General features: G+C 43.6%; 18 protein-coding genes, 1 pseudogene and 1 other annotated feature. Of the genes and pseudogenes, 4 read left to right on the top strand and 15 right to left on the bottom strand.

The window, feature by feature from the left end; genetic code table 11:
- Positions 1 to 84: 84 nt before the first annotated feature.
- Positions 85 to 1,737: a M3 family metallopeptidase gene (locus KNO65_RS00360; protein ID WP_214781072.1), complete on the bottom strand. Its 1,653-nt coding sequence runs from the start codon at positions 1,735 to 1,737 to the stop codon at positions 85 to 87.
- 150 nt (positions 1,738 to 1,887) lie between these two features.
- Here KNO65_RS00360 and KNO65_RS00355 point away from each other — a divergent pair, with 150 nt between their 5' ends.
- Entirely contained in the window at positions 1,888 to 2,823 is a 936-nt protein-coding gene (locus KNO65_RS00355; RefSeq protein WP_214781070.1) for an IS30 family transposase, read from the top strand.
- A gap of 11 nt (positions 2,824 to 2,834) precedes the next feature.
- Here the strand turns inward: KNO65_RS00355 and KNO65_RS00350 are convergent, their stop codons facing one another.
- Together KNO65_RS00350 and KNO65_RS15815 are read right to left on the bottom strand one after the other, a co-directional pair.
- On the bottom strand, positions 2,835 to 3,272 hold the full coding sequence (locus KNO65_RS00350; RefSeq protein ID WP_214781068.1) for a hypothetical protein: 438 nt from the start codon (positions 3,270 to 3,272) through the stop codon (positions 2,835 to 2,837).
- Between the two features lie 36 nt (positions 3,273 to 3,308).
- Positions 3,309 to 3,779: pseudogene (locus KNO65_RS15815) on the bottom strand (amidase domain-containing protein); the annotation flags it as partial.
- A 271-nt stretch (positions 3,780 to 4,050) separates the two neighbouring features.
- Positions 4,051 to 4,303, top strand: a binding site (T-box leader).
- Between the two features lie 68 nt (positions 4,304 to 4,371).
- On the opposite strand from KNO65_RS15815, the gene KNO65_RS00340 reads away from it, so the two are divergent.
- Entirely contained in the window at positions 4,372 to 5,595 is a 1,224-nt protein-coding gene (locus KNO65_RS00340; RefSeq protein WP_214781066.1) for an MFS transporter, read from the top strand.
- A gap of 67 nt (positions 5,596 to 5,662) precedes the next feature.
- Here the strand turns inward: KNO65_RS00340 and KNO65_RS00335 are convergent, their stop codons facing one another.
- Positions 5,663 to 6,049 carry an NUDIX hydrolase gene (locus tag KNO65_RS00335; RefSeq protein ID WP_214781065.1) on the bottom strand — a complete coding sequence of 129 codons (387 nt, stop codon included), beginning with the start codon at positions 6,047 to 6,049 and terminating at the stop codon, positions 5,663 to 5,665.
- Positions 6,050 to 6,140: 91 nt separating this feature from the next.
- On the opposite strand from KNO65_RS00335, the gene KNO65_RS00330 reads away from it, so the two are divergent.
- Entirely contained in the window at positions 6,141 to 6,842 is a 702-nt protein-coding gene (locus tag KNO65_RS00330) for a CPBP family intramembrane glutamic endopeptidase (RefSeq protein WP_214781063.1), read from the top strand.
- Between the two features lie 5 nt (positions 6,843 to 6,847).
- Here KNO65_RS00330 and KNO65_RS00325 read toward each other — a convergent pair whose 3' ends face one another.
- Genes KNO65_RS00325 through KNO65_RS00315 form a run of 3 tightly spaced genes read right to left on the bottom strand, consistent with a single transcriptional unit; the run spans position 6,848 to position 9,097 of the window.
- On the bottom strand, positions 6,848 to 7,573 hold the full coding sequence (locus KNO65_RS00325) for a MerR family transcriptional regulator (RefSeq protein WP_214781061.1): 726 nt from the start codon (positions 7,571 to 7,573) through the stop codon (positions 6,848 to 6,850).
- Positions 7,574 to 7,596: 23 nt separating this feature from the next.
- Complete coding sequence (locus KNO65_RS00320) at positions 7,597 to 8,574, bottom strand: serine hydrolase domain-containing protein (RefSeq protein WP_214781060.1); 978 nt, start codon at positions 8,572 to 8,574, stop codon at positions 7,597 to 7,599.
- The gene (locus KNO65_RS00315; protein WP_214781058.1) at positions 8,552 to 9,097 is read right to left on the bottom strand and encodes a Rossmann-fold NAD(P)-binding domain-containing protein; all 546 of its coding nucleotides are present in this window, start codon (positions 9,095 to 9,097) and stop codon (positions 8,552 to 8,554) included. The genes KNO65_RS00320 and KNO65_RS00315 overlap by 23 nt, the downstream gene beginning before the upstream one ends.
- Positions 9,098 to 9,314: 217 nt before the next feature.
- Between KNO65_RS00315 and KNO65_RS00310 the strand changes: the two genes are divergently transcribed.
- Entirely contained in the window at positions 9,315 to 10,124 is an 810-nt protein-coding gene (locus KNO65_RS00310) for a GGDEF domain-containing protein (protein ID WP_214781055.1), read from the top strand.
- Positions 10,125 to 10,145: 21 nt separating this feature from the next.
- Here the strand turns inward: KNO65_RS00310 and KNO65_RS00305 are convergent, their stop codons facing one another.
- From KNO65_RS00305 to KNO65_RS00275, 8 genes are all read right to left on the bottom strand, one after another.
- Positions 10,146 to 10,835 (bottom strand): glyoxalase, encoded by a 690-nt coding sequence (locus tag KNO65_RS00305; RefSeq protein WP_196430690.1) that lies wholly within the window; start codon positions 10,833 to 10,835, stop codon positions 10,146 to 10,148.
- Between the two features lie 41 nt (positions 10,836 to 10,876).
- Positions 10,877 to 11,620 carry a hypothetical protein gene (locus KNO65_RS00300; protein ID WP_214781053.1) on the bottom strand — a complete coding sequence of 248 codons (744 nt, stop codon included), beginning with the start codon at positions 11,618 to 11,620 and terminating at the stop codon, positions 10,877 to 10,879.
- A 14-nt stretch (positions 11,621 to 11,634) separates the two neighbouring features.
- On the bottom strand, positions 11,635 to 11,835 hold the full coding sequence (locus KNO65_RS15680) for a DUF2199 domain-containing protein (RefSeq protein ID WP_251131617.1): 201 nt from the start codon (positions 11,833 to 11,835) through the stop codon (positions 11,635 to 11,637).
- On the bottom strand, positions 11,781 to 11,945 hold the full coding sequence (locus KNO65_RS15675) for a hypothetical protein (RefSeq protein ID WP_269318245.1): 165 nt from the start codon (positions 11,943 to 11,945) through the stop codon (positions 11,781 to 11,783). The genes KNO65_RS15680 and KNO65_RS15675 overlap by 55 nt, the downstream gene beginning before the upstream one ends.
- Before the next feature lie 311 nt (positions 11,946 to 12,256).
- A complete protein-coding gene (locus tag KNO65_RS00290) occupies positions 12,257 to 12,895 on the bottom strand; it encodes a hypothetical protein (RefSeq protein WP_214781050.1) in 639 nt (212 codons plus the stop codon).
- Positions 12,896 to 13,017: 122 nt separating this feature from the next.
- Complete coding sequence (locus tag KNO65_RS00285) at positions 13,018 to 13,935, bottom strand: NAD(P)-dependent alcohol dehydrogenase (RefSeq protein WP_214781047.1); 918 nt, start codon at positions 13,933 to 13,935, stop codon at positions 13,018 to 13,020.
- A gap of 99 nt (positions 13,936 to 14,034) precedes the next feature.
- Positions 14,035 to 15,078 (bottom strand): ABC transporter permease, encoded by a 1,044-nt coding sequence (locus KNO65_RS00280; protein ID WP_196430686.1) that lies wholly within the window; start codon positions 15,076 to 15,078, stop codon positions 14,035 to 14,037.
- Positions 15,078 to 15,938, bottom strand: coding sequence for an ABC transporter permease subunit (locus tag KNO65_RS00275; RefSeq protein WP_159562269.1), 861 nt, complete (start codon positions 15,936 to 15,938; stop codon positions 15,078 to 15,080). The genes KNO65_RS00280 and KNO65_RS00275 overlap by 1 nt, the downstream gene beginning before the upstream one ends.
- Positions 15,939 to 16,059: the final 121 nt, after the last annotated feature.

The following is a 16,059-nucleotide window of genomic DNA, read 5'->3' as shown; positions in this document are numbered from 1 at the left end:
ATTCTCACGGAATCGAGCTGGGGTGCATCCTACCCATTCCGTGAAATGCTTGTTGCGTTAATCTATATTTAATAGGTACTTAGATTATTCAATTCTACCCAATTGCATCACCAAATGTTGAATTTCAGCATTTAAGAAATCAGTCAACTCGACTAATTCTTCCTCAGATGGAAACAAGGATACGCCTGCTACTCGATAAGTATCAGGAATCGAAGCAGTACCACCTAAAGCTAATGCATTCTTATATTGGTTCAGAGTGTCGACTGGATGTTGCCTATACTGCATATACATGCGAAGTGCAGCAATCTGAGCAAGCGCATATTCTATGTAATAGAAAGGTGTTTCAAAAAGATGAATCACGCGCAGCCACTCTTTTCCTTTCAAATCACTCACATCGCTCCAATCAATCAAATCAGTCTCATATTGATCGACTAAGCGTTTGAATATTTCATCAAATGTGTCCACGTTCTTTTCTGAATCATATAGATTATGTTGAAATTGGTCCACGATGAAAACACTTGGTAAAAATTCGATGATTAATCGAAACTGTTCTAGTTTAGCTTGAATGAAAGCTCGTTCATCGGAAAAGATGTTTGTCCAATGGTCCATCGAAAATAGCTCTAGTGACATGGCTGCGAATTCGCCGACTTCAAACGAAATGGTCTGCGCTTCGAAAAATAGGTGTTGTTGTGAGAGATCATGGTGGATGGCGTGACCCATTTCATGCAATAACACAACGTAGTCATCAAATCCGCCGAATCGGTTCATAAAAATGAAAGATGATTTTGAGTCGGGTAAAGATTCACAAAATCCACCTTCCGCTTTATTCGGTCGAGGCGTTAGATCGAGATGGCCCTTCGCACACATGTCAAAAAAGAGTTTTCCAAAGTAAGGATCGAGTTCATTCAAGATTCGTTCCGTCCCACCGATTAAGTCATGCAACGAAACGGATAAATCGTGATGATTCGAAAAGGGAGAAATGAATGAATCCCATGGCGAAAGTTTCGATTTCTTCAATTCCTTTGTCTGTAGTTGCTGGAACGAGCGGCGAAGTGGCTCAAAATGTTTACTCACTTGATTCGCAAATCGTATACAATCCTCGGCATCATAATCTAGACGGCCTAGCTTCATAAAGGCTAGTTCACGATAACTCTTAGCGTTTAATCGTTGTGCCTGATGTTCCCGATTTTGAATAAGACTTCTCAAGCATTCAGTGATGTCACCTTCTGTTGAGACATACGCTCTATAAATGAGCGTAAAAGCCTGTTTACGGATGGATTCGTCAGCATCGTATAGGTCTCCATGAAGTTCCGCAATCGACTTAGAATGATCTGTCGGGTCAGTCAATTGACCGATTATTTGCAAATACTTCTGTATAAGTTGATCCTCTTCGATCAATAAATCAACATTCTCTTCATGATAAAGATTCATCCGATTTCGCATTAGGCGCGTCACGTGATCCTCATCCTTAATAGACTGTAATATAATTCGTGAAACATGTCTTTTCAGCTCATTGAGTGCAGGTTTTATCACGGTTTGAACATGATGTTGTCTTTGATTTGCTTCTTCACAATCGCTGTGTCGCTGTACGTCAATGTAACTCTTTGTGACGTATTCATCATATCTCCCGATCAATATCGAATGTTTCGATATGAAGCCATCTAACTGATTGGAATCAATTTTATGAAAAGTCGCAAGTACTTGGTTCGTCTCTTTTATCTCTTTATAGTCGATCAACACTGCACCTCGATTCTTCGTTAGCTTTCTATATTATAGATGAATTATAAAATTAAGTGCGACACCCAAACGTGAACACAAAAAAGCCCATGACGCTCTCCTCGTGTAGAATGAAGTCACCACAACACACATTCAAACGGAGGAAATCGCATGAGCTACACCCATCTTACCACAAGGGAACGCGTGAAAATAGAGACCTATCTGGAGCTCGGGATGTCCATCCGGTCCATCGCGAGACGGCTCGGGCGACAGCCCTCGACCGTCTCGCGGGAGATCAGACGGAACCCCGACTACGTGGCTGAACGTGCCCAGAAACGCTACGAGAAGACGAAGACCAACTGCGGCGCCAAAACGAAACTCGATGACACGATGCGCCGGACGATCGTCGAGAAGCTGCGTGCGACCTGGTCCCCGGAACAGATCGTCGGCCGTCTCTACACAGAGAAAATTGCCTTCTCCACCATCTACCGATGGATCTACGCGGGACGGATCGACGTGTCCCTGACCGTGCTCCGCCAGAAGGGGAAACGTCAAAAGCCGACCGAGACGCGCGGGCGCATCAACATCGGACTCCCCATCTCGAAACGGCCGCCAGAGGTCAGGGGGCGCCGGACGTTCGGGCACTGGGAGCTCGACACCGTCGTCTCCGGACGAGGGAAATCGAAGGCGTGCGTCGCGACGTTCATCGAGCGGAAGAGCCGGTTCTATCTCGCCCTGCCGATCGCGGACCGCACCGCGGCCTCGATGGAGGGGGCGATCCATGCGGTGCACGGCGCCCTCCCGGACGGCATGTTCGAGACGGCGACGACGGACCGTGGCAAAGAGTTCAGCGGTCACGAGCGCATCCAGGCGTCGCTCAGCGTGCCGATGTATTTCGCCGACCCGTACGCATCGTGGCAACGGGGGAGCAACGAGAACGCCAACGGGCTCCTCCGCGAGTTCTTCCCGAAAGGAACAGACTTCGCGCAGGTGGCGCACGACGCACTCGCGGATGCGCTCGCCAAGATCAACGGGCGGCCGAGAAAATGCCTGAACTGGAAAACCGCACGCGAGGCCTTCACCGAGGAAGTGTTGCGCTTAATTTGACAAACCGTCTATTAAATAAAACTAGGGAAGACAAAATACCGATTTTTAGGGTTCAGAACAATCGTATCTTCATGGTTCCCTTCTTTATCTTCCCACTGAATAGTCAATTCCACTTTTTCATCCTCACTTTTAAACATTGGTTCCCAAGTGTGAATGAAGATGGTGGAATTCTTTTGCCCCGTCAGGTGTTCGCTGGTATTCTCAAGCTCATGGATCAGCTCACCGTCTTTAGTGAGTTCAGCCCCAACTAATGTAGCATCGTTTTCACCAAGCCAGTACACGTAACCTGTCCAGTCACCTTTTGGGGCATTCGACTCTCTATTATATTCTGCTTCCCATTGTTTAGAATTCCCGATCCATTTAGGAGGTTGATTTATAGAAAAAATGATCCAGATTGCTAAGATCGAAACAATAGATAAAATAGTGTAGGTGATCTTTTTATAGTTCATATAGTCTCCTCAAATTATCAAAGTCCTTATAAGACTTTATTTAATTTTAATTACTCTAAAACTAAGGGAATCATTGCCTCGGTTTTTGAAGTCTTGGTTATAATAATTGGCTGTATTAGAAGAAATATATACAGTTCCATTAGCTTTTCTATTTACGACAACCGAGTGAAACCATCCATTTTTACTTTTAAATTGAATGACATCTCCAACGTTTGCATTACTAATGATGGTGTTTTTGTTAGTACTAGTTGTGGCGCTCATGCCTTTCTTTGTCCAATACGAATAGAAATCCGTCACTCTTACCCATGAGGTAGATGTCTTATCTCGAATATAGCAACTATTAGACCCTGTGCAATCCATGTAGTTGTCATTAAACCAATACGTGGTCGTTTCAAGCATACCATTTTTTACAGGCGATGGTTTTACTTCCGCTTTTCCACCAGCGTGAATCGCTTGTGAAACAAAATTAGTACAGTTTAAATTATAACGTTTATAGTTGGGATTGGTTTTGGTTGCATATTACCTTGCATAATCAGCCACTTTAGTTCTATTGTATATAGCCATGATGGAGAACTAAGGAATTTTTAGCGCTTCCTGTTCTTCTAATTCTTGTTCAAATTCTTCATTGGCAATATCACGAAGCTTAATATCTTCCTTTAAATTTTAATTATCCTAAATCTCTTTGATTTTTCATTCATGCAGGAAAACTTTTGTTTTTATACGATGAATTGTTGTTTCCAATTTTTTCACAATGTGCTATCCTTTTAAAAATGATCTGACAAACGCGATGAAGAGAACAGTACATCAATGAATCTTTCGTAGAGAGCCCCGCCGGTGAAAAAGGGTAAAGAAGATGGATCGAAACAAGACTCCGAGCAGCGCCATGGAACTCACCCCGAGGGATATGGCGACGGGCACTCCCGTTATAGAGTTGAGGTATAGTCCGACTCGTTCGGCAGTACCAAACAAGGTTCGTACGGTGACGTGCGGACGAACAGGGGTGGCACCACGATGAGAATCTCGTCCCCAAGACTTCGTTCTTGGGGGTGGGATTTTTTTGCGTTCCGAAAGTGATTAAAAAATAGAAGGAGTGATTGACTTGAACTCGTTTCGAAAAACCTCTACGCTACTGCTCGTCAGTGTCGGAATCTCAAATCTCGGTGCTTGGGTATACTTTATCGCGCTCAACCTGATTGTCCTCGAGATGACGGGATCTCCATTCGCCGTCTCGATTCTCTATGTATTAGTCCCACTCGCTTCAATCACGGCGAACCTTTGGTCAGGTAGCCTGATTGACCGGGTCGATACGAGACGACTGATGATGTTGCTGGATGTCCTGCGCGCATGTCTCGTATTCAGCTTGGGCTGGATCGATTCTTTATGGTTCATCTATGGAGTCGTCTTCATCCTGAATCTGATGAGTTCATTATTCGAATCATCAAGCCTGGTCTACATGACGCAACTCGTACCTTCCTCGAACCGTCAAAAGTTCAATGCGATGAAAAACTTTGTACAGTCATCCGGTTTCATTTTAGGTCCGACGATTGCGGGTCTACTCTTTCTAGTCGGGAGCCCGACATTTGCGATTTTTGTGAACGCCTTCGCACTCATTGGATCGGTCGGTATGTTGTCGCGCCTTCCGTCTCATCATCGAACAGAAGCGTCGATTGAACCATTCTCTGTAAGTTTCATTATCGAGGATTGGAAAATGGTCGTACGATTTGCATCAAATGCCAAATACGTGACGCTCATCTATGGATTGTTCTGTGTCATGACCATCTTCATGTCTGGGCTCGATTCCTTGGAGGCGTCATTCGCGACCCAAGTTCTTCACTTGTCTGAGAGCCGATATGGGTTTCTCGTCAGTATCGCTGGGATTGGGATCATCTTTGGATCACTCATCAATTCAAGATGGAGTCACCGCTTGTCCTTATCGTTTTGTATCGGATTCGGGGCGATCATGACACCAGTCGGCTATCTTCTTTTCGCAAGTTCATCGTCATTCATGATGGCCTCAGTTGGATTTTTTGTCCTGACATTCGCGCTTGCCTTTGCAAATACCGGATTTTTATCATTCTATCAGCACCATGTCCCGGTCGAAATCATGGGTCGGTTCTCTGGCGTTATCAATGTGGGAGAATCAGTACTCGTCATCCTACTCACGTTCGGGATTGGACTCCTTGCCGAAATAGTTGGGATTCGCCCGGTCTATCTCGCATTCTCCATTCTCTTCTTCCTCATCGGTTGTTATACGATGTACGTCATGCGCGACCGTTCGAAACGGAACTATTTCACTTACAATCAAATTGAAGAAGCATCTTAATATATTTGCCGGTCGCTTATATGCGACCGGCTTGTTCTAATCGATGAATCGCTTCATTGATTTTTCATCATACACTCCACCGTTTAATCAGCTCAAGATCTTCTGGAAATGCAAGTTCCAATCGCTCCAATTCATGAATCGACCACCAATTGACTTTATCGATGTCCGAGTCGATAGTTGCGGTCGCCAACCGCTCCTTACACGTTGCCAAGAAATAATGTGTCTCGACCTGAAAGTTTGATATGATGGCTCGTTTGATATGTAGTCGTTGATCAACAGAAATGCGATAGCCCGTCTCTTCTAACACTTCGCGCCGACAACACTGTTCCGGAGTTTCTCCGTCTTCTAGACCACCTGATGGCAAACTCCATTGTTGTATGTCACGATTCTTTACGAACAAGACTTTCTTTTCTTCGTTGATGCATAAAGCAGCTGATCCAATCCATTGTTCCATAGTCTTAATACTCCTTTTTCATTTTTCTGCTTGCAGGTGACGTTACGTCACCCGATATGATGGGGCTACAACCACATAAGGAGGAAATATGATGTTGAATCAAATGCAAAAGAAAATATCTCCCATTTGGACATGGAACCAGTTCGCAATTACGATGGTTCTTCTATTCGGAGTGACGCCCCTACTCATCGAGCAACACTTACACAACTTTTTAGAACGGTCATGGGGAAACACCCTCTATTCAGGAACAAGTATCGGCCTATTATTAGCCATAATATTTATGACCGTCCTCTATCTCGTCGCGATACGTCCTCGGACCTTATCGCTCGAAACGTTAGGACTTCGCCGCATCTCATGGAAAGACTCGGGGATAATCTCTCTATGGACAATTGTGTTAATTGTACTCAGTATCATCATCGTCGTAGTCCAATCATATTTCGGCATCGGTACGTCGAATACAAAAACAGAGAGTTTGCAAAGTGACTTGTCGATTATCTCCATACTAATTGCGCTTGGATCGGCGGCCATCATATCACCAATCTATGAAGAAATCTTTTATCGTGGGTTCTTATACCGCTTCTTTCAAGAACGATTTGGGGTTTGGATCGGGATGCTAATAAGTGCTGGAATATTCACTCTCGCTCATTTACCAACGACAAACACGTTACTCGTCAATTTTGTATCGGGACTAGTATTCGCTTGGGTATATGAACGGACCAACTCTATATATTCCAGCATGCTCATCCATGGAACCTTTAATGGGCTAGCCGTTCTATTGACTGCATTGGCGTGAGGGAATCACTCTTGATATAGTGAATCAATATAGGCAAGAATCGATGCATCGATTGGATACAGTCCTAATTCATTCGATGCATCAGTTGATTTTCGAATCATCCAAAATGATTCAATCAATTGTTGATTTTGTCCAAATGTCTCGTCTGTTAACCATGTCAAATCTTCTTTAAGAATTTGAGCTTCTTTTGAGGAAGGGGCGACCCCACGTTCCAATAAAATTTCAATTCTCCGAATCAAGTTGATCCACTTTTTCGTATCATGCTCACAGTCTTCTAATTTAGGTAAGCTTGCTTTCAATGAATCAGACTCTTCTTCCGAAAAATAGTCCGTCCATTGTCCCCGGTCATTTGATTTAGCTTGAATAGTTTGTAGTTTCGTCCAATCGATTTTTTCATTTTCAAGCTTCATGGATTGAAGGAGTGTGACAGTATGGTTTCTGGCCTGCTTCAATTCCTCTATCTTTCCTTCTAATGAGGACAGATGTGCGGACAAGATGCTTGTAAGTGATTGCTCATCTAAGATTCTCCGAATCTCATCAAGCGGCACGGCCATCGATTTTAAAAGCATGATCTTTTGAAGGCGAAACATTTCGTCGTCACTATAAAATCGTTTCTGTACATCGTTTGTATACGATGGAGTGACCAAATTGATTTGGTCATAGTATCGAAGCGTACGCACTGACACGTTCAGTTTTCTCGCGACTTCTCCAGTAGAATAGTGTCTAGCCAACGTATAATCCTCCTTATAATATGTTATGTGTATATATGCAGTAGTTGTCCAATCAATCCTTCGAACTGATGAACCCCTTCATTCCGATTTGACAAACAAATGAAACCTTTTGAAGAGTCTTTCTCCATCACGAGCAAACATTGAAACCCGATCCCCCAACCGAATGAGAATCCCTTACCTGGCTTGTTGGGATTTATAAATAGACCATGTCCTACTTCGGCATTTGTAGATGAAGGTGTGAATAAAACCCTTTTTGACTCGTTACTCAAGAACCCTTCTTTCGTAATTGCGTTGACGAGTATCGCTAAATCGGAAGCCGTTGTCCAAAGACCACTCGCTGCAGGGTAAGGATAATAGCATGACTTTGGAGAGACGACTGACCCGTTTGGTTCAATCCCGATAACGCCATACTTCTCTATCCTCTCTAAATCATACGAACTTGAGTTCATATCCAGCGGTGCAAAGATGTATTCAGTCATGATTTTTTCAAATGTAGAAGACACACATTGCTCAATCGCATGTTGGAGTAAACAGTAACCTGAATCTGAATAGTGGAACGTCCCAATTTCCTGTGACTGGATAAACACCGGTCGCTCATAATAAGGTGTGTTACCCAATATTATCTCTTCCATCGAAGGGATCTCTGTACATTGATCCATCGTCCCGAACTGATCAGGCAAATCGATTATGCCAGCCTGATGTTGGATGAGCTGGCGTATCGTGATTTGTGAAGGAATCCCATTTTCATCATTCAACGTGAAGGAAGAGAAATAATCATTGATTTCCGAGTCTAAATTTAACTTCTGATCTTCAGCGAGCTTCAAAATGAGAATCACCGTTACAAATTTACTAATCGAACAGGCGGCGAACATCCTGCCTTCACAAGAGACGTCTCCCAATTGAAATGCGGACAACTCACCTCTTTCAGTGATAGTTGCCAAGTCTAAATTTGATACATGGTGCTTCTCCATCCATTCGTTAATCGTTTCTCGAGTGAACATTTAAGTCATCCTTTCGTGTACCAATCAATCGATAGTCGTCTTGGTTCTGCATAGCATCGAGAACACCTTTCACAATCTCGTCGCGTGTCAACCAACGGACAGATGCCAACTCATGCATTTCACCTAATTGGACTTGCCGATACAGCTGTTGTTTATTGAGACATAGACACGCCTTCTCATATTCCAGATTCGCCCGGCTACCTAAAATATGTATCACCTCTGCAGTTTCCGAATGATTCAAAATGAGTTGCATCGCTTTCCCTGAGCCTCGGTGCACCCACGCGATGACTCGATCAAATGGACCTTTTTCTTGCACTGCACGCTGTAGTGCGTTTGAAAGTAGTTCCTCATCGCAATAATCAACAATCAGCGGATGACACGTTTCAGGATTTCTTTGTACGACGCTTGCCATTTTTTCTTTATTTCGTCCAATGACCGTGACATCATGTTCGATTGCCAAATAAGATGCGAGTCCTGCCAACCTCCCCGTCCCTCCGACGAGCAATATATGTTTTCGATTCATGCTATCACTTCTTTTTCCATTATACACCAATCATTCGTACTTCTTTTTCTAAAGAAGTGTTCGCAAACATTCACGTCTTTTCAAAAATAAGCCTTTTAAAATAGAGTGAATCACTTATAATGAATCAAGTGTTCGAATCGGTTTGAACAATCACTATTTCGGAAAATGGATAATAGTGTTATCATTGCAATTTATTTCTTTTAAGAGGAGGATACCTATGAGACACTGGACAACGATGTCCATACAACTAATCGCACTCATCGTTGTATCGTTGACATGTAGTATTCTACATTCCTCTGTGCTGATCCTGAATCATCTACCCGTTTGGTGGATGATCTGTATTCCGATTCTTTATCTTTCAACTTTGCTCATTCACCGAGCGTCTGGTGTACTCATTCTGTTAGGATTCGCTGCTTACTTTTTAATCACGATGCCTGTGTATGAGACTGCCGCTACTGCGCAACTATATATTTTATTACTATTAGCGATTTTGACGGGGTTGTCTTACTGGCTCCAAGTCAAGTTGTTTCATGCCCAGTTTGCACTAAAGGTTGCGGAAGCGAGAGTCAGTCAGTTAATTGCGGTCGACCCAGAGACCGGTTTTGATAACCGTGATCGTTTTTTGATGGATATAGAGGCTGAACGGGATCGGTTGATTCGCCACGGTGAAACGTTCGTGGTGTCATTCATCACACTGCCCATTCTCGATCAATTTGAAAAACAGTATGGTTCATCCGAATATGAATGGTTCTTATACTATTTTAGTGACGAACTTCACGAAGCGACTCGACGAACGGACAAGAAGTATCGGGTTGCGCAAGACACATTCGCCATGATTTTCCCTCGAACTTCAATCGAAAATGCACAAATTGTACATGAACGAATCAGACCACTACTACTAGATTATTCACGTCAGAACGGTGATTCGCTCACTGTTGAATGCTCAGACCAATCGTTTGAAGTGAACTTGGAGAACGCATCCATACGATTAGAAGAAATTCATCGGTATGTCGAATCTAAAGACTAAAAAATGAGTTCAATTGTGAACTCATTTTTTGATGGAGTGAATATGAATCTCGTGTTTCTCATCCATTTCGACGATGTATCGTTGATCAAGTACCATCTGAATTGGACTCGGAATCGACAGTTTTGGTGAAAACAGCCACACACGACCTGGAGGAACTAATAAAATGTATGTCTCGCTATTCGGTGCGCCTAAAAAGTTCAGATGACGCTCATCGATTTGGTTACCGTCTCGGCGGTGGATCTCGATGTTTGAAAGTTCTTGTGCGACATGTAGCGGATCTTCCACAGTCAAACTCATCTCGCCAATTCCAAGAAATTCATTCAACGAAAAGGACTCGATGTTACTTTCTGGATTAATCGAATGTCGAGCAATCAACTCGACGACATTCTCGTCCGTATCGTAAAAATAAAGCGATGATGCATCGATTCCTTCAAAATAGATTTCGTCCTCACCGTCTTCAGTCAAAAGCGGGACACGTGACATCAGCCATTCTTTCGCTTCTTTGAATCGATTAGCCGGAATATTGATAGCGAAATGGTATTGTCGCTCTTGCTCCGTTTTAGCCTCTTGAAATACCAACGCATCTTCACCTAGATTGATTCGAAAACTGGTCAGGTCTTCTTCACTGACTGACAATCCAAGTCGTTCCGTATAGAAACGTTTCATTTCGTCAAGTCGGTTCGTGTAGAGTGTGGCTTCTGTGATTCTCATGATATCTTCCCTCTCATTCCTTATCACTATTCTTGATTCTTTCATTTGATTATTCGCTTGTACTTTTTATATTCTGTCCAACTCATATCCATCCCTAACAGCTCGTTACAAACATCCCTCTGCCAAGTGTGTGGATTGAAACCAATCACTGGCTTTGACTTTTCACCTGAATCATCAAAAGTCAGAACCAATTGAGCCACACCTTTTTCCATATAGGTTTTAGCCAATCTCTGATTAAACCGGCTGTAATGCTCACCTAAAGAAAAGGTTGGCTGCACTGCCCACGGACATCGCTCGATTGCCATTTGAAGATACTCGCGCTCTTTATGTCGTAGCACTTTTGACATGCTTAGACAAATCAATGCAGAAATTTCAGGTGTTGCTGCTTCGATCAATCGATTCGCCACCTCAATGACTTCCTCGTCCATCTCGAAATCATTCCATCCTATATCATATAACGCCAAGGCAAAATAGAAGGGTTTATCTGGATGGTATGAAAAAGCTGTTCGGCTAAACGCGTTCACTCGATCATAATCTTCAATCCGATCCAACCGTTCATAACCAATAAGCAGATCCCAGCGATATGAATCGGTCGGATCAAGTAGCACATAGTCAATTAACAGCTGCTCGATGTCCGGAGTGTCGCGCATGAAGTGTCCAAGTTCTTTGAATCGTTTGTCGTGAACAAGTAACTCGATTCGCTCCAACATCTTCTGCTGAATCGAAGTGAGCACTTGATTTCCTGTGTACAAATCGAAAATCAAAGATGACTTCAATTGACTCACCCTGATCTCCTCCTTTATCCATTACGTTCAACGAGTCGGAATATATCATCGACCCGCAACCTGGTGATACCATTACGTTGCTCCATTGCAAGAGGATGATTCGTTGGTTCGAGTTCAATCAATGGACGTATTCCGACTGCACGCATATGTACATTTGTCTTTAGATTGATGGTATCTGGATAGATAGGAAGTTCCGTCGATAGCCAGCCGAACATCGAATCGAGGTCAATACGCGTTGGTTCATCCCATAAATCGATGACTTTGAAAAGTTATTCGGACTGAGTGATACCCAGACATTCCAGATGAAAGGATCGTCTTCTCCAATGATTGGAATTTCGAGGCATCCGCTGATAAAGAAATGAGCTTCATCGAGGACGCATAATCATCTGTCAAGACGACGCGTTTCTTCATCTCCCGTTTCGACAGCCCTTCTAATATTGCTGGCATGATTGATCCAAAACCGACTTTACTTTCGGTTCTCGTGCCACATGTTGAGCAGTTGTAATCACTGTTGTGCTTTCGTTTGAAAAGATATCTCATAAGTACTCGCTTTCTAGTTCAAATTCAAATTGTGGTATGTGAAATAAATATACATTCTACACGCATTTCATTTTAATTTAAGGATTTCACAGTTTATTAGACGAATATTGTAACCCTTGAATCAGTCTCTAACACTCGCGTCCTCGTATCATTTTTCGATAGAAACACCTCTTCCCCCTTTTCATCGAAGCAATATGCGATCGGAATGGAGATTCCACAATTTCGATACGACCCATCTGCATGACTCGTTCCGATGATCATCGCTTTTCGTTCCATCGCAATTTTTCTCGCTTCTTCCGACCACTCCATGAATTGCTCCTCACTAAACATCCCGACTCCGATTGGATTGAATATGATCGACAGATGCTCATGCGTTTTCAAGCCCTCACACCCCATAAAAATCTCCCTGCAAAGTAAATAACCGTATTCTTCCGCTCCATCCGTGACACTTGATGGCATGAACAAGAGCTCATTCTCTGGTGTTTTCCGTCGCGTTAACAACGTGTCACCTTGCTTGTTTATGATGAGGACCCGATCTTTATTCGTGTCATCTCGATACCCTAAAACAATCGATGTGTTGAATTTGATCGCTAAGTCACTTAGCCCATCTAATTCTGTATATGTACAATATCCCTCTGGATAGAGAATCAAGTCCACCGTCGGGTTCGACTCAATCTCTCGCTTCAGTTGCTCGAGATTTCGCTCTATCTTCGGTTGCCCAATCAATATATTCATGACTATTCGCCCGCTCTCATGATTTGTCTAGTTGGTGAATCCATTCATATGTAAGTGAGGTTGTCGACCAAACCCCACGATAAAGCAAGAATTTGATACTTCTCTTTATACTATCATTTAATTTATTCTGCATTAATGCTCACCATCACATTTCCAACCTTTTTCCCTTGGTCCACATATCGGTGCGCTTCGACAATCTTATCGAGTGGATATACCGTATCAATGACGGGTTGCAATGCTCCTGACTCAAACAATTCGTTCAAAAATATCAAATCCTCTTTACGTTCACTGGCTGGTCCTTGCCCCGCGACAGAACTGAAGGCCCCGTTATCGCTCACATGGGCTTTCGCTAATCGTTTATCGATTTTCCCTGAGGCATCAAAGACCACATCATACGTATTTAATTCAAGATCGTACCCCTCTTTCGTGTAATCGACGACCACATCAGCCCCAAGTCGCTTCACAAGTTCAACGTTTCGCTCGTGGCAAACTGCTGTGACATGCACGCCGTAATGCTTCGCAATCTGTACGGCAGTCGAACCGACAGCACCTGTGCCACCATAAATGAGAACGTTGTTCGCCCGGTCGATATGTGCCTTCCGCAAAAAATGTAACGACGTCGTACCTCCGAACGGTAGAGCAGCCGCCTCGATAAAGCTGGCATGCGTGGGCATCTGAAACACACATTTCGATTCGTTCACACAAGCGAATTCTGCATATCCGCCAAACTGCATCCCAGTTAGAGCATAGACGTTGTCTCCGACCTGAAAGTTTTTCACACTGTTGCCTGTTTCCACGACGATGCCTGCCAACACGACACCGAGAATCGGTTGACGTGGCGCCTTGAACCCAACAACCATTCGCATGGGGAGTCTCCCCAATGGAGGGACGTCTAGTGCTCGGAGGCGTCGATCTCCCGAGTGGACGGCCGATGCATGGACTTGAACCAGCAACTCATTGCTTTTCGGCTTCGGTTGATTCACTTCTTGAATGACAAGTACTTCAGGTGGCCCATACGCGGTACAAATCACAGCTTTCATATTGATTCACTCCATTCATCAATTGTCACCTCAATCTGTTATACACGTTCCCTCAAACAAGACAGTTCAGTCCATTCGACATAGAAAAACCGGATCATATCATACGATATCATCCGGTTCCTTCCTTAATGACATGGTTGAATCAACGAGGGTGAATGGATTCGAAAGAGAAGCAGCTGCCGCTTCCGATTCTGCTAGACTTACTTCGGTCACCACCGGTTCTTGACGTCTGAGTTTAAATGCTCGCTCGAGACGGTTCGTCAACAAGTTGAAGATAAAGATGAGCGCAGCAAGTGACATGGCCGGAACGAGAAACAAGTGATTCGTCATCCACGTCATTGCGGTGAACTGTCTGAAATAATACCCGAACATCGAAGACCATTCATAGACGGTCGGCATGATCCCTTCATGTAACATAACCGTTCCTCCGAAGAAAATCCCAAACAGCGAGAGATGAATAAGCAACATGAGCGTTTGGACAAACTGTTGCATGAAGACGATCACGAGGGTTGGAACGAGATGCGGAAATAGATGCAATCTCACACGGTGCCAGACACTGCCACCAAGCGTCTGAGCCACGATCATGAACTCTTGCTGAAGCAATTGTCGAATCTCCGTGATCAGGTATAACGTGACGGCCGGTAATCCGAGAACGACTAAGACGATTAGTTCAATCTTTACTCGATCAAATAATGGAGGCACTTGTGTCGAATCAAAAAAGGTCAGTGTTCCTACTAACATCATCAATGCGATCAATGAAATCGGCAGAATCAAAAAGCCGTCCAATAGCGTTTTAAAGAATTGATTTAAGCGAGCTCCCCTGAAAGCAAGAGGGATGCCAATCAATAGACCGATGACCATCCGTCCGAATGCGACGAGCGCACAGATGCCAACGGTCCACTTAAATCCTTCCACGAGCATTTGGAATAAATCATATCCAGCATTGTCCGTCCCGAGCCATTGATATTTTGACGGTTCTAATGGTGGAATTCCAATGAGTCTCCCTTCATCAGAGTAGAGCATGAGGGTTTGATCAACATTCCCATCACGAAACACGGTATTTCCAAAACTCATCAACAATAGCCCCGCTACGATAACAAAGCAGAAGATGAAAATCGGGTCACGTATTAATACTCGGCGCATCAAATCCCTCCTTTCCATGCATTCGGAATAATCCATTCAATCAGTAAATCCAACAGAAAAATCGGGATATAGATGACGAATAGGATAACCAGTAAGATCTCCATCTGCGGGTTGTAGACGGCGAATCGAAATAACCCTTGAACGTTAAATAAGTATTCGACAATCAAAAGTGTCGATAAGATGGTAATGATGTTCGAACGGAAAAAGAGGTAAAACCGATAGATGATATTCGGTAATAAGTGTTTCCAAAACAGTCCACTCGGTCGAATCCCTTTCGCTTGCGCGAGTTCGAGATACGGAATGGCTTCTTGTTCATGAATATGAATCGTCAACCATTTGATAAAGAAGAATAATGTCGTCAGCGTCAATGTGACGATTGGGAGAAACCGTATATATTCTGCGAATCCTCCGGCAACTTCAATGCGATCGAACCCTGTCGACTTATGGATTGTAATCGCAAGAAATTGAGAAAAAATTAACCAGAACAAATCTGGTACCATCTCGAGCGTCTGACTCGTTTGGTGCAAAACGGTACGAACGCGTCTCCCGCTCCGATAGTAGAAGTACGCATACATTAATCCTAGCGAGGTCGATACCGCGAGTGCCGTGGTAAAAATGATGACCGATTCTTTGACGAGCGGTCCAAGTGCCGGCAAGAGTGGCAAGTAACGTTGCGCGGTGATGTTGTAATATGTAATGTCCTCTAGTTTCTGTAATTGGTCCATCTGTTGTTGAATGCCGTTCCAATAATTCGTCAGACTAAAATCCGTCTGAACGACGAGCGACGGTAGCGCACTAATCGCAATCAAGATGAAAAATGCGACTATCAGATGAACTGATTTTCGAGCAATATACGTCATAGTTCGATCTCCTTTTGAATGCCAATCTCTCAATCAAAAGTGTGAAAGGATGTCCGTTTGATTGTTCATTTTCTAAAGGGAATAATATCCAAAGACACTTTCCACTGATTCTAGCATATTT

This window comes from Exiguobacterium sp. S3 (assembly GCF_018617295.1).
GTDB classification, from domain to species: domain Bacteria; phylum Bacillota; class Bacilli; order Exiguobacteriales; family Exiguobacteriaceae; genus Exiguobacterium; species Exiguobacterium profundum.
The sequence above is the reverse complement of the archived record's forward strand: the minus strand, read 5'-3'. Positions and strand labels throughout refer to the sequence as shown.

Excerpts from the sequence above, each read along its gene's own strand:
- KNO65_RS00320 (WP_214781060.1), bottom strand. The coding sequence starts at position 8,574 with ATGTTCACTCGAGAAACGATTAACGAATGGATGGAGAAGCACCATGTA.
- KNO65_RS00330 (WP_214781063.1), top strand. The coding sequence starts at position 6,141 with ATGTTGAATCAAATGCAAAAGAAAATATCTCCCATTTGGACATGGAAC.
- KNO65_RS00310 (WP_214781055.1), top strand. The coding sequence starts at position 9,315 with ATGAGACACTGGACAACGATGTCCATACAACTAATCGCACTCATCGTT.
- KNO65_RS00290 (WP_214781050.1), bottom strand. The coding sequence starts at position 12,895 with ATGAATATATTGATTGGGCAACCGAAGATAGAGCGAAATCTCGAGCAA.
- KNO65_RS00275 (WP_159562269.1), bottom strand. The coding sequence starts at position 15,938 with ATGACGTATATTGCTCGAAAATCAGTTCATCTGATAGTCGCATTTTTC.
- KNO65_RS00285 (WP_214781047.1), bottom strand. The coding sequence starts at position 13,935 with ATGAAAGCTGTGATTTGTACCGCGTATGGGCCACCTGAAGTACTTGTC.
- KNO65_RS00305 (WP_196430690.1), bottom strand. The coding sequence starts at position 10,835 with ATGAGAATCACAGAAGCCACACTCTACACGAACCGACTTGACGAAATG.
- KNO65_RS00335 (WP_214781065.1), bottom strand. The coding sequence starts at position 6,049 with ATGGAACAATGGATTGGATCAGCTGCTTTATGCATCAACGAAGAAAAG.
- KNO65_RS00355 (WP_214781070.1), top strand. The coding sequence starts at position 1,888 with ATGAGCTACACCCATCTTACCACAAGGGAACGCGTGAAAATAGAGACC.
- KNO65_RS00315 (WP_214781058.1), bottom strand. The coding sequence starts at position 9,097 with ATGAATCGAAAACATATATTGCTCGTCGGAGGGACGGGGAGGTTGGCA.
- KNO65_RS00280 (WP_196430686.1), bottom strand. The coding sequence starts at position 15,078 with ATGCGCCGAGTATTAATACGTGACCCGATTTTCATCTTCTGCTTTGTT.
- KNO65_RS00350 (WP_214781068.1), bottom strand. The coding sequence starts at position 3,272 with ATGAACTATAAAAAGATCACCTACACTATTTTATCTATTGTTTCGATC.
- KNO65_RS15680 (WP_251131617.1), bottom strand. The coding sequence starts at position 11,835 with ATGTTCGGCTGGCTATCGACGGAACTTCCTATCTATCCAGATACCATC.